At 68.2% G+C, this 11,902-nt stretch carries 12 protein-coding genes; 11 read left to right on the top strand and 1 reads right to left on the bottom strand.

Features of this window, described 5'->3' with window-relative positions; all coding sequences use genetic code 11:
- The 6 genes from WBP48_RS18465 to WBP48_RS18440 all read left to right on the top strand — a co-directional run.
- The coding region (locus WBP48_RS18465) for a F0F1 ATP synthase subunit delta (RefSeq protein ID WP_424442252.1) at window positions 1-266 on the top strand (266 nt) is incomplete at its 5' end.
- A gap of 71 nt (window positions 267-337) precedes the next feature.
- The gene (atpA, locus tag WBP48_RS18460; protein ID WP_424442250.1) at window positions 338-1,978 is read left to right on the top strand and encodes a F0F1 ATP synthase subunit alpha; all 1,641 of its coding nucleotides are present in this window, start codon (window positions 338-340) and stop codon (window positions 1,976-1,978) included.
- A gap of 35 nt (window positions 1,979-2,013) precedes the next feature.
- Window positions 2,014-2,928, top strand: a complete 915-nt coding sequence (locus WBP48_RS18455) for a F0F1 ATP synthase subunit gamma (protein WP_424442248.1) — start codon at window positions 2,014-2,016, stop codon at window positions 2,926-2,928.
- A gap of 24 nt (window positions 2,929-2,952) precedes the next feature.
- On the top strand, window positions 2,953-4,416 hold the full coding sequence (gene atpD / locus WBP48_RS18450; protein ID WP_424442247.1) for a F0F1 ATP synthase subunit beta: 1,464 nt from the start codon (window positions 2,953-2,955) through the stop codon (window positions 4,414-4,416).
- Window position 4,417: 1 nt separating this feature from the next.
- On the top strand, window positions 4,418-4,678 hold the full coding sequence (locus tag WBP48_RS18445) for a F0F1 ATP synthase subunit epsilon (protein ID WP_424442245.1): 261 nt from the start codon (window positions 4,418-4,420) through the stop codon (window positions 4,676-4,678).
- Window positions 4,679-4,779: 101 nt separating this feature from the next.
- Window positions 4,780-5,529, top strand: a complete 750-nt coding sequence (locus WBP48_RS18440) for a YaaA family protein (RefSeq protein WP_424442244.1) — start codon at window positions 4,780-4,782, stop codon at window positions 5,527-5,529.
- A 90-nt stretch (window positions 5,530-5,619) separates the two neighbouring features.
- Here the strand turns inward: WBP48_RS18440 and WBP48_RS18435 are convergent, their stop codons facing one another.
- Entirely contained in the window at window positions 5,620-6,096 is a 477-nt protein-coding gene (locus WBP48_RS18435) for a DUF4282 domain-containing protein (protein WP_424442243.1), read from the bottom strand.
- 168 nt (window positions 6,097-6,264) lie between these two features.
- Here WBP48_RS18435 and WBP48_RS18430 point away from each other — a divergent pair, with 168 nt between their 5' ends.
- The 5 genes from WBP48_RS18430 to WBP48_RS18410 all read left to right on the top strand — a co-directional run.
- Window positions 6,265-6,975 (top strand): large exoprotein, encoded by a 711-nt coding sequence (locus tag WBP48_RS18430; RefSeq protein ID WP_424442242.1) that lies wholly within the window; start codon window positions 6,265-6,267, stop codon window positions 6,973-6,975.
- A gap of 98 nt (window positions 6,976-7,073) precedes the next feature.
- Complete coding sequence (locus WBP48_RS18425; protein ID WP_424442240.1) at window positions 7,074-8,807, top strand: ABC transporter ATP-binding protein; 1,734 nt, start codon at window positions 7,074-7,076, stop codon at window positions 8,805-8,807.
- Window positions 8,804-10,807, top strand: a complete 2,004-nt coding sequence (locus WBP48_RS18420; protein WP_424442238.1) for an ABC transporter ATP-binding protein — start codon at window positions 8,804-8,806, stop codon at window positions 10,805-10,807. The genes WBP48_RS18425 and WBP48_RS18420 overlap by 4 nt, the downstream gene beginning before the upstream one ends.
- A 9-nt stretch (window positions 10,808-10,816) precedes the next feature.
- Entirely contained in the window at window positions 10,817-11,605 is a 789-nt protein-coding gene (locus WBP48_RS18415; RefSeq protein WP_424442237.1) for a PP2C family protein-serine/threonine phosphatase, read from the top strand.
- 67 nt (window positions 11,606-11,672) lie between these two features.
- A partial coding sequence (locus WBP48_RS18410; RefSeq protein WP_424442236.1) for a hypothetical protein occupies window positions 11,673-11,902 on the top strand: 230 nt, incomplete at its 3' end.

Here is an 11,902-nt window from a genome sequence, read left to right as displayed (position 1 = left end):
GCGCACTGCTGTCGCGCGCGCTGAGGCTGGTCGCCGACCAGCGCGGCCGCACCGTCGCGACGGTGTACGTCGCGCGGATCCTCGATGCCGCACAGCTCGAGCGGCTCCGAGCCGCGCTGTCGGAGCGCTACGGCACCGACGTCGCGCTCAACGTCGTTCTCGACACCACGGTGGTCGGGGGCGTCCGTGTCGAGATCGGCGACGACGTCATCGACGCCACCGTGTCGTCCCGCCTGAATGACCTGCGACAGCGCCTCGCAGGCTAGAACTTCCCGCTCGAGCCGAGCGGATATGCCGGGTCCGCCCGGCGACAGACATCCCACCAAGAAGGAACACCATGGCAGATCTGACCATCAGCCCCGACGTCATCCGTGACGCGCTGAAAGACTTCGTCGCCGCGTACGAGCCGACGGCCGCTGCCGCGACCGAGGTCGGCACCGTCGTCGACGCCGCCGACGGCATCGCGCACGTCGAGGGCCTCCCCGGCGTCATGGCCAACGAGCTCGTCCGCTTCGAGAACGGCGTCGAGGGCCTCGCGCTGAACCTCGACGAGAACGAGATCGGCGTCGTCGTCCTCGGTGACTTCTCGGGCATCGAGGCCGGCCAGAAGGTCACTCGCACGGGTGAGGTCCTCTCCGTCGCCGTCGGCGACGGCTACCTCGGCCGCGTCGTCGACCCGCTGGGGACCCCGATCGATGGGCTCGGCGAAATCGAAACCTCGGGCCGCCGCGCCCTCGAACTGCAGGCGCCCGGCGTCATGCAGCGCAAGTCCGTTCACGAGCCCATGCAGACCGGCATCAAGGCGATCGACGCCATGATCCCCGTCGGCCGCGGCCAGCGTCAGCTCATCATCGGCGACCGCCAGACCGGCAAGACGGCGATCGCCATCGACACGATCATCAACCAGAAGTCCAACTGGGAATCGGGCGACGTGAACAAGCAGGTGCGCTGCATCTACGTCGCGATCGGTCAGAAGGGCTCCACGATCGCGTCGGTCAAGGGTGCGCTGGAGGATGCCGGTGCGATGGCCTACACGACGATCGTCGCGGCCCCGGCATCGGACCCCGCCGGCTTCAAGTACCTCGCCCCCTACACCGGCTCAGCCATCGGCCAGCACTGGATGTACGGCGGCAAGCACGTCCTCATCATCTTCGACGACCTGTCGAAGCAGGCCGAGGCCTACCGTGCCGTCTCGCTGCTGCTGCGCCGTCCGCCGGGACGCGAGGCGTATCCGGGCGACGTCTTCTACCTGCACTCGCGTCTGCTGGAGCGTTGCGCGAAGCTCTCGGACGAGCTCGGGGCCGGTTCGATGACGGGTCTGCCGATCATCGAGACCAAGGCCAACGACGTGTCGGCGTACATCCCGACGAATGTCATCTCGATCACCGACGGCCAGATCTTCCTGCAGTCCGACCTGTTCAACGCCAACCAGCGCCCCGCGGTGGACGTGGGCATCTCGGTGTCTCGCGTCGGCGGTGACGCTCAGGTCAAGTCGATCAAGAAGGTCTCCGGAACGCTCAAGCTCGAGCTCGCGCAGTATCGCTCGCTCGAGGCGTTCGCCATGTTCGCCTCCGACCTCGACGCGGCCTCGCGCCGTCAGCTCGCGCGCGGCGCGAGGCTGACCGAACTGCTCAAGCAGCCGCAGTACGATCCGTATCCCGTCGAGGAGCAGGTCGTCGCGATCTGGGCGGGAACGAACGGCAAGCTCGACACGATCGAGGTCGAGGACGTCCTGCGGTTCGAGCGCGACCTGCTCGACTACCTCAAGCGCAACACGTCCATCCTCGACACCCTGCGTGAGACCAACGTCCTCGACGACGACACCGTCGCCGAGCTCGAGAAGGTCACCGACGAGTTCATCCTGGAGTTCCAGGGCGGCAAGGGCCAGGCGATCGACAATCCCGGTCACGAGGAGTTCGCCGCCGCGCACGAGGAAGATGTGAACCAGGCGACGATCGTCAAGGGCCGTCGCGGCTGAGCCGCGGGTACTGAGACGCACGGCCGACTGAACTCATGGGCGCACAACTCCGGGTCTACAAGCAGAAGATCGCTTCTGCTCAGACGACCAAGAAGATCACGAAGGCGATGGAACTCATCGCGGCTTCGCGCATCCAGAAGGCGATGGCGCGCGTGCGCGCGTCCTCGCCCTTCTCGCTGGCCGTGACACGAGCCGTCTCCGCTGTGGCGACGCACTCGAACGTCCACCACCCGCTCACGACCGAGCGCGAGACGATCCGGCGTTCCGCGATCGTCATCTTCGCGAGCGACCGAGGACTCGCGGGCGCGTTCAACTCGCAAATCCTTCGCGAGGGCCTGCAGCTGGGCGAACTGCTGCTCTCGCAGGGCAAAGAGATCGAGTACTTCCTGGTCGGACGCAAGGCCGTCGGCTACTTCCAGTTCCGGCGCATGGCGGCGGCGGGGGAGTGGACGGGCGACACCGACACCCCGCACTTCAACACGGCGGAGCAGATCGCCGGCGCCGTCCTCGACGCCTACGACCGCGGCGGCGCGGAGCCGGGCGGCGTGGACGAGATCCACCTCGTCTACAACCGCTTCGTCAGCATGATGACGCAGGAGCCCGAGACGGTACGCCTGTTGCCGCTGGAGGTCGTGGAGGCCGACGAGGTTCCCGGCGGTACCGCATCCGGTTCGCAGGTGTATCCGTTGTACGAGTTCGAGCCGAGCCCCGAGGTCGTACTCGACGCTCTGCTGCCCGTCTACGTGCAGAGCCGCGTGTTCAACGCGCTGCTGCAGTCGTCGGCGGCCAAGCACGCCGCGACGCAGAAGGCGATGAAGAGCGCGAGCGACAACGCCGACAAGCTCATCACCGACTACACCCGCCTGCGCAACAACGCGCGTCAGGCCGAGATCACCCAGCAGATCGCCGAGATCGTCGGCGGCGCGGACGCCCTGGCGTCCGGCAAGTAACGACCACACCGAAAGAGACAGACAATGACTCCCACCGCCACCGCCGAGAAGGTCGAGACGACGGTCGTCGGGCGCGTTGCACGCGTCACCGGCCCGGTCGTCGACATCGAGTTCCCGCACGATGCGATCCCCGACATCTACAACGCCTTGAAGACGACGATCGCTTTCACCGGCGACGAGGAGAACGCGCAGGAGATCACGCTCGAGGTCGCGCAGCACCTCGGCGACGACCTCGTGCGCGCCATCTCGCTCAAGCCCACCGACGGCATGATCCGCGGGCAGGAGGTGCGCGACACCGGCGGTCCCATCACGGTCCCCGTCGGCGATGTCACCAAGGGTCGCGTTTTCAACGTGACCGGCGACGTGCTCAACGCCGAGCCGGGCGAGACCATCGAGGTCACCGAGCGCTGGGGCATTCACCGCGCTGCCCCCAACTTCGACCAGCTCGAGTCGAAGACGCAGATGTTCGAGACCGGCATCAAGGTCATCGACCTGCTCACCCCATACGTGCAGGGCGGAAAGATCGGCCTGTTCGGCGGCGCCGGCGTCGGCAAGACGGTTCTCATCCAGGAGATGATCCAGCGCGTCGCGCAGGACCATGGCGGCGTCTCGGTGTTCGCCGGTGTCGGCGAGCGCACGCGTGAGGGCAACGACCTCATCCACGAGATGGAGGAGGCGGGCGTCTTCGACAAGACCGCGCTCGTCTTCGGTCAGATGGACGAGCCGCCGGGGACGCGCCTGCGCGTCGCGCTGTCGGCCCTCACGATGGCGGAGTACTTCCGTGACGTGCAGAAGCAGGACGTGCTGCTGTTCATCGACAACATCTTCCGCTTCACGCAGGCCGGCTCCGAGGTCTCGACGCTGCTCGGCCGCATGCCGTCGGCCGTGGGCTACCAGCCGAACCTCGCCGACGAGATGGGCGTGCTGCAGGAGCGCATCACCTCGACGCGCGGTCACTCGATCACCTCGCTGCAGGCGATCTACGTGCCCGCCGACGACTACACCGACCCGGCTCCCGCGACGACGTTCGCGCACCTGGATGCCACCACCGAGCTCTCGCGTGAGATCGCGTCGAAGGGCCTCTACCCCGCCGTCGACCCGCTGGCCTCGACGAGCCGCATCCTCGACCCGCGCTACATCGGTGCCGACCACTACCGTGTCGCGACCGCAGTGAAGCAGATCCTGCAGAAGAACAAGGAGTTGCAGGAGATCATCGCGATCCTCGGTGTCGACGAGCTCTCCGAAGAGGACAAGGTCGTCGTCGCGCGCGCCCGCCGCATCCAGCAGTTCCTCTCGCAGAACACCTACATGGCGAAGAAGTTCACCGGTGTCGAGGGCTCCACGGTGCCGATCGCGGAGACGATCGCCTCATTCGACGCGATCGTCCGCGGAGACTACGACCACGTCGCCGAGCAGGCGTTCTTCAACGTCGGCGGAATCTCCGACGTCGAAGAGAAGTGGGCGAAGATCCAGAAGGAGAACGGCTGAGATGCCTCTCACCGTCACTCTCGTCTCGGCGGAGGAAGAGGTCTGGCACGGCGAGGCGTCCCTCGTCGTCGCCAAGACCGTCGAGGGCGAGATCGGCTTCATGACAGGTCACGAGCCGGTGCTCGCCATCCTCGCCGAGGGCGAGGTGCGCATCACCCAGGTCGACGGCTCCAAGGTGGTCGCTAGCGCCGATGACGGGTTCTTGTCGATGGAGAACGACGAGCTCACGATCGTCGCCGGACACGCGACCCTGCGGGCCTGAACCGCGTCCGCGTTTCGACTCGGCCCTTCGGGCTTCGCTCAACGAGCGGTGGCCCCGTGCGTCGAGCGACGAGCGCAGCGAGGAGTCGAAACGCCCCCAACATGCTGATCCTCCTGCCACCCTCCGAGACAAAGCGTGCCGGCGGCCGCGCTCGACCACTCGACCTCGGGGCGCTCGCTCTGCCGCAGCTGCGGACGCGGCGCGAAGCGGCCGTCGACGCGCTCGTGGCGCTGAGCGCGGATGAGGACACCGCCGCACGCGTCCTCAAGCTGTCGCCGCGACAGCGTTGCGAGATCGCGGACAATGCCGCCGTTCGGACGGCTCCGACGATGGCCGCGATCGATCGGTACACCGGGGTGCTGTACGACGCGCTGGATGCCGGGACGCTCGCGGCGGCGGAAAGGCGCTGGCTGGGCGGGCACGTCCTGATCCACTCCGCGCCGTTCGGTCCCGTCGGGGCGCTCGATCCGATCCCCGCCTATCGGCTGTCCGCAGGGAGCTCTGTCCCCGGCATCCCTCCGCTGCGGCGGCATTGGGCGGAGGCGGTGATGGCGGCGATCGCCGAGGCCGCACCGTCGTTCGTGCTCGATCTGCGCTCCGAGGCGTATGCCGCACTGGGCCCGTTACCCGCCGACGTGCCATCGGCGTACCTGCGGGTCGTGACGGAAGGCTCGGACGGGACGGTCCGCGCCCTGAACCACTTCAACAAGCAGGCGAAGGGCGCCCTCGTGCGCGCGCTCGCTCAGTCACGCCCGCGTGTCAGAACCTCGGCCGCCCTGCTGCGCTGGGCCGCCGCCCAAGGACTCGACCTGCGGCGCGGCTCTCCCGGCGAACTCGCGCTCGTCGTCTGAACTCCGCGCCGCGACCGCGCCCGTCTCCTGTTGCGGCACCACCGATCTGGTGCACCCCGGCAGGATTGTGGCGCCGTCGCGCCGCGAACCTCAGCGCTTCGTGTTCGCGGCGGTGCGCTCGGTGTTCTCCGCGATCGCGACGAGGGCGACGCCGGCCTCGATGACGAAGCGCAGCACGACGACGGCCAGGAAGGCCAGGATCGGCGCCACGACGACCGTCGAAACGATCAGCGCGATGCCGCCGCCCGGATTCCACCACAGCGCCCCGATGCCCGACACGATGCCGCCGACGAACGCGGCGACGAAGGAGATGCCGATGGCGACGAGCCCGACGAGGTAGAAGATGCTCGCGAGGCGGCGCGTGATGAAGCGCGTGAACGACAGGTCGAACAGCGCCGACAGAAAGCCGCGGCCGATGTCGTCCAGGTCACCGACCAACCGCGGCACTCCGGTGTCGTCGACGCCGGCGATGCCCTCGCTGTGCGTGCCGGTCGCGGCGGCTTCGGCCGCCTCGGCGGCGGAGCGCTCGGGAACCGGTGGTGGAGTCGGCGTGGTCGGGTCGGTCATGGGGGTCCTCCCTCGGGATGCTGTGGCCAGGCTATCGATGCTCGTCGACGCGCGCGAGGAAACAGGGCTGGTCGCCGCGGCATCCGTGGCCCTACGATGACTGCTGACGGGGCAGCACCCGTTCCTGCCGGCGTTTCCCCGGTGTGCGAGATCACAGAAAGGCTGTCAATGAGCGACAATTACTCCGGCGCGGGGTACTTCGCCGTGCTGGCGTTGTTCGGGTTCTTCGTGTTCATCTTCGTCGTCATCGCCTACGTGCTTTCGGCGTGGTTCCTGATGAAGATCTTCGACAAGGCGGGCGTTCAGGGCCGCTGGCGCGCGTGGGTGCCGGTGTACAACTTCATGGTCTTCAGCAAACTCGGTGACCTGAGCCCGTGGGTGATGCTCATCGCCGTCGGCGCAGCGATCGTGCTCGGCCAGATCCCCGGCATCGGTTGGTTCTTCGGCCTGCTGCCGCTCCTGGTCGGTGCGTTGGTGGCGTGGCGGGTGGGGCTCAAGCTGCAGAAGGACACGCCCTGGGTCGTCCTCTACGTCCTGCTGTCGATCGTCTGGCTCGGGATCAACGCGTTCGACAGGTCGCGGTGGAACCCGGTCATCCCGCCCGCCCCGTGGGCCTCGAACACCTTCTTCGCGGACAGTACCGTCTGGCAGGGAGTTCCCGTGCAGCCCGCCGGCGCGGTAGCTCCTCCCGCAGCCGGATATCAGCCGCCCCCCGCCGGCTACCAGCCGCCCGCGGGCTACCAGCCGCCGGCACCGCCGGCCGGTTACCAGCCGCCGGCACCGCCGGCCTACCAGCCTCCGCCGCCCCCGGCATCCGAGCCCCCGACGACGGAGCCCCCGACGGCCGAGCCTCCCGCGCCCGAGCCACCGCGCGCCTGACCGGCGGTTCGCTGACAGCGCACGAACGCGGTTGAACCGGATCGCACAGCGGGCGTAGCGTCGATCCGCGCCCCTTCAGGACGCGGAAAGGGGATGCCGTGCTCGGCAGAATCCTCCTGCGCTACCTCGCGCCGGCGTGGCCGTTGCTGCTCCTGGTGATCGTGTTCCAGCTGGGGCAGTCGATCGCGTCGCTGTTGCTGCCGACCCTCAACGCCGACATCATCGACAAGGGCGTCGTCACCGGCGACATCGGCTACATCTGGGGCACAGGGGCAGTCATGCTCGGTGTGAGCGCCGTGCAGGTCCTGTGTGCGCTCGTCGCCGTGTACTTCGGTTCGCGCTTGTCGATGGGCATGGGCAAACGGGTCCGCGCGGACCTGTTCCACCGCGTCGTCGCGTTCTCGCAGCGCGAAGTGGGTCAGTTCGGCGCGCCGTCGCTCATCACCCGCAACACGAACGACGTGCAGCAGGTGCAGATGCTCGTGCAGATGTCAGCGACGATCATGGTGGCAGCTCCTATGCTCGCGATCGGCGGCGTCGTGATGGCGGTGCGGCAGGACATCGGGCTGTCGTGGCTCATGGCCGTCTCGGTGCCGGTGCTGCTCGTGATCGTCTCGCTCATCGTCGTGCGGATGGTCCCCGCGTTCCGGAAGATGCAGGCGCGCATCGACCGCATCAACCAGATCCTGCGGGAGCAGCTGACCGGCATCCGCGTCGTGCGGGCATTCGTCCGCGAGGAGCAGGAGCGCGAAAGGTTCGTGCGCGCGAGCGAGGACGTCATGGAAACGGGGCTTCGCGCCGGCAACCTCATGGCGCTGATGTTCCCCGTCGTCATGCTCGTGATGAACGTGTCGTCGGTCGCCGTGATCTGGTTCGGCGCCGGGCAGGTCCAGAGCGGCGACGTGCAGATCGGTACGCTGTTCGCGTTCCTCAGCTACATGATGCAGATCCTCATGGGCGTCATGATGGCGACGTTCATGTTCGTCATGATCCCGCGCGCCGCCGTCTGCGCCGATCGCATCGGGGCCGTGCTGGCGACGGAGCCGTCCGTCGAAGCACCCGCCGTGGCGGCGTCGGCCGACCGCGCCGGCGGCCGCGTCGTGTTCGACGACGTCGAATTCACCTACCCGGGCGCCGACGCCCCCGTGCTGCAGCGCATCTCCTTCGCCGCAGAGCCCGGCACCACGACCGCGATCATCGGGTCGACCGGAGCGGGAAAGTCGACGCTCGTCGGGCTCATCCCCCGGCTCTTCGACGTGACCGGCGGCGCCGTCACGGTGGACGGCATCGACGTGCGCCGACTCGACCCGGACGACTTGTGGGATCGGGTGGGTCTCGTGCCGCAACGCGCGTTCCTGTTCGCGGGGACGGTCGCTTCGAACCTCCGCTACGGCGACGCGTCGGCATCCGACGACGACCTCTGGCATGCCCTCGAGCTCGCGCAGGCGCGGGAGTTCGTAGAGGCGCTTCCCGGCGGTCTCGACGCGGCGATCGCGCAGGGCGGCACGAACGTGTCGGGCGGCCAGCGGCAACGGCTGGCGATCGCGCGAGCGCTCGTGAAGCGCCCCGAGATCTACATCTTCGACGATTCGTTCTCGGCGTTGGACCTGCAGACCGACGCCGCGCTGCGGCACGCGCTCGACACCCACCTGCCCGGCGCCACCCGCATCGTCGTCGCGCAGCGGGTGTCGACGATCCGTCACGCCGATCAGATCGTCGTGCTCGACCACGGCCGCGTGGTCGGTCTCGGCGCACACGACGAGCTTGTGGACACGAGCGCGACCTACCGCGAGATCGTCGAGTCGCAGCTCGCGGCGGAGGCGACCTCGTGAGCGGCCCAGGCGGCGGGCGCGGCCCACGAGGTCCGATGGCGGGCGCTCCCACCCAGAGGGCGCAGAACTTCGGACCCAGCGCGAAACGCCTGCTCGGGACGCTGCGGGTGGATGCCGGAGGGCTCGTCGTCGTGGTCCTGCTCGGCGTCGCGTCGGTGACGCTGTCGGTGCTGGGGCCCAAGATCCTCGGCGAGGGCACCAACGTCGTGTTCGCCGGGTTCATCTCGATGCAGCTGCCCGCCGGCGCGACCAAGCAGCAGGTCATCGACCAGCTCACTGCCGGCGGCAACCAGCAGCAGGCCGACATGCTCAAGGCGATGGAGCTCACGCCGGGCGCCGGCATCGATTTCGGTCACCTCGGGTCGATCATGCTCGCCGTCCTCGCGGTGTACGTCTTTGCCGCTGTGTTCAACTGGGTGCAGGCGCGCGTGCTCAACGGGATCGTCCAGCGCGCTATGCACCGGCTGCGCGTGCGGGTCGAGGACAAGATCCACCGGCTGCCGTTGTCGTACTTCGACGGCGTGCAGCGGGGCGAGGTGCTCAGCAGGGTCACGAACGATGTCGACAACATCGGTCAGACCATGCAGCAGACGCTCTCGCAGGTGATCATGTCGCTGCTGACGGTCGTCGGCGTCCTCGCCATGATGTTCGTCATCTCACCGCTGCTCGCGGTCATCGCGCTCGTGACCATCCCCTTGACGATCGTGGTCACCACGGTGGTCGCCCGCCGCTCCCAGAAGCTGTTCGTCGCCCAATGGCGGGCTACCGGCATCCTGAACGCACGCGTCGAGGAGACGTTCTCGGGCCACTCGGTCGTGAAGGTGTTCGGTCATCAGAAGGCTGTCGAGGCGGACTTCGCCGACGAGAACGAGGAGGTCTACCGCGCGAGCTTCGGTGCGCAATTCCTCTCCGGCGTGATCATGCCGTCGATGATGTTCATCGGAAACCTCGTGTACGTCGCGATCGCCGTGGTGGGCGGCCTGCAGGTCGCCGGCGGGCTGCTGTCGATCGGTGATGTTCAGGCGTTCATCCAGTACTCTCGGCAGTTCACGCAGCCCCTCAGCCAGCTCGGGTCGATGGCGAACCTGTTGCAGTCCGGCGTCGCCAGCGCCGAGCGCGTGTTCGAACTGCTCGACGAACCCGAGCAGTCGACCGACCCCGACCCGGCACGATCTCCTGCGCCCGATGCCGCCGAACTCGCGTTCGCCGACGTCGACTTCCGGTACACACCCGACGTGCCGCTCATCGACGGCCTCTCACTGCGAGCGCGCCCCGGGAGCACGGTCGCGATCGTCGGACCCACGGGAGCGGGCAAGACGACCCTCGTAAACCTCATCATGCGCTTCTACGATGTGGATGCCGGCGTCATCTCCCTCGACGGCGTCGACACGCGGCGGATGACGCGCGCCGATCTGCGCTCCCGCACCGGAATGGTGCTGCAGGACACCTGGCTGTTCTCGGGGACGATCCGCGAGAACATCGCCTACGCGAGGCCCGAAGCGACCGAGGAGGAGATCGTCGCCGCGGCGACCGCCGCGTATGTCGACCGTTTCGTGCACGCGCTGCCCGAAGGATACGACACCGTGCTGGACGACGAGGCGACGGGCCTGTCGGTCGGGGAGCGGCAGCTCGTCACGATCGCGCGAGCCTTCCTCGCCGATCCGCGTATCCTCATCCTCGACGAGGCGACGAGCTCCGTCGATACGCGCACCGAGCTGCTGATCCAGCGCGCGATGTCGCGGTTGCGCGCCGATCGGACCGCGTTCGTCATCGCGCATCGCCTGTCGACGATCCGCGACGCGGACCTCATCCTCGTGATGGAGCACGGGGCCATCGTCGAGCAGGGTACGCACGATGAGCTGCTCGCCGCCCAGGGCGCCTATCGGCGGCTGTACGACGCGCAGTTCGAGGCGGCGATCGACGACGAGGCGACTCGTGCGGCGGCGTCGGTCGTTCCTGTCACGCCGGGCGCGCCGGTGGCCCGGGGAGCCGTCCACTAGAGTGTGACCGTGCCTGAAGCCGCGACCCAGTCGCGCACCGTCCCTCTTGCCGACGGTGCGTTGGAACTGCAGTGGTCCGAGATCACGCACACCGGTCGTCGGCGCGAGGTGAACCAGGATGCCGTCCTGGCCCTGTATCCGCTGTTCGTCGTCGCCGACGGCATGGGCGGACACATCGGTGGTGAGATCGCGAGCTCCCGCACGATCGAACGGCTGCGTGCCGTCGCCGGCAAAGGTGAGGTGACGCCGAAGACGATCGAGAAGGCCCTCACGAGGGCCGTCGCCGACATCGCCTCGCACCCCGACGCGACCGACGACGGGACGGGAACGACCGTGACGGGTGTCTATCTCGACACGTCGACCCCCGAACCGACGTGGGTGACGCTCAACATCGGCGACTCGCGGGTATATCTGTTCCGCGACGGCGGGCTCGCACAGGTGACGACCGACCACTCCGTCGTACAGGAGCTCATCGCCGCCGGACGGCTCAGCCCCGAGGAAGCAGAGAACCACCCGTACGGAAACGTCATCACCCGCGCCGTCGGCCCGTCGGACGAGGTCGCGCCGGACTACGTCCGGCTGGAGGTGCTCGATGGCGACCGGTTCGTGGTCTGCAGCGACGGGCTCACGAAGGAGCTCACGGATTACGGCATCCTGCACTTCCTGCTGCAGCACGAGGACCCCACCGAGGCTGCCGACGACATGCTCGAGGCAGCGCTCGAGAACGGCGGACGCGACAACATCACGATCATCGTCTTGAACGTGCACCGCATCGCCTCCTCCCCAACAGACGACTGAACCGAGTACTCCACCGATCCCGCCGTGCGGGCCCCACGGGCCGCTCCTCCCCGGTTGACTGGCCGGCATGAGTGAAGACTTCGAATCGGATGCCGACGACCCGCTGCGGCTGCCGGCGGCCCCTGCCGCCCCGCCGAGGCCCCAGGTTCCTCTGCTGACCGCTGTCGTCCCGGTGGTCGGTGCCGTCGTGCTGTGGCAACTCACCGGCTCGGCGTACGCGCTGTGGTTCGCCGCTCTCGGACCGTTGCTGGCGGTGGCAGGCTTCGTCGACGGCATGCGTGGCGCCCGGCGCGCCAC

It is taken from the genome of Microbacterium sp. (assembly GCF_049661145.1).
Taxonomy (GTDB): Bacteria; Actinomycetota; Actinomycetes; order Actinomycetales; family Microbacteriaceae; genus Microbacterium.
The sequence above is the reverse complement of the archived record's forward strand: the minus strand, read 5'-3'. Positions and strand labels throughout refer to the sequence as shown.

What these genes read in the sequence shown, in the direction of transcription:
- atpA (WP_424442250.1), top strand. Translation starts at nt 338, where the DNA reads ATGGCAGATCTGACCATCAGCCCCGACGTCATCCGTGACGCGCTGAAA.
- WBP48_RS18455 (WP_424442248.1), top strand. Translation starts at nt 2,014, where the DNA reads ATGGGCGCACAACTCCGGGTCTACAAGCAGAAGATCGCTTCTGCTCAG.
- atpD (WP_424442247.1), top strand. Translation starts at nt 2,953, where the DNA reads ATGACTCCCACCGCCACCGCCGAGAAGGTCGAGACGACGGTCGTCGGG.
- WBP48_RS18445 (WP_424442245.1), top strand. Translation starts at nt 4,418, where the DNA reads ATGCCTCTCACCGTCACTCTCGTCTCGGCGGAGGAAGAGGTCTGGCAC.
- WBP48_RS18440 (WP_424442244.1), top strand. Translation starts at nt 4,780, where the DNA reads ATGCTGATCCTCCTGCCACCCTCCGAGACAAAGCGTGCCGGCGGCCGC.
- WBP48_RS18435 (WP_424442243.1), bottom strand. Translation starts at nt 6,096, where the DNA reads ATGACCGACCCGACCACGCCGACTCCACCACCGGTTCCCGAGCGCTCC.
- WBP48_RS18430 (WP_424442242.1), top strand. Translation starts at nt 6,265, where the DNA reads ATGAGCGACAATTACTCCGGCGCGGGGTACTTCGCCGTGCTGGCGTTG.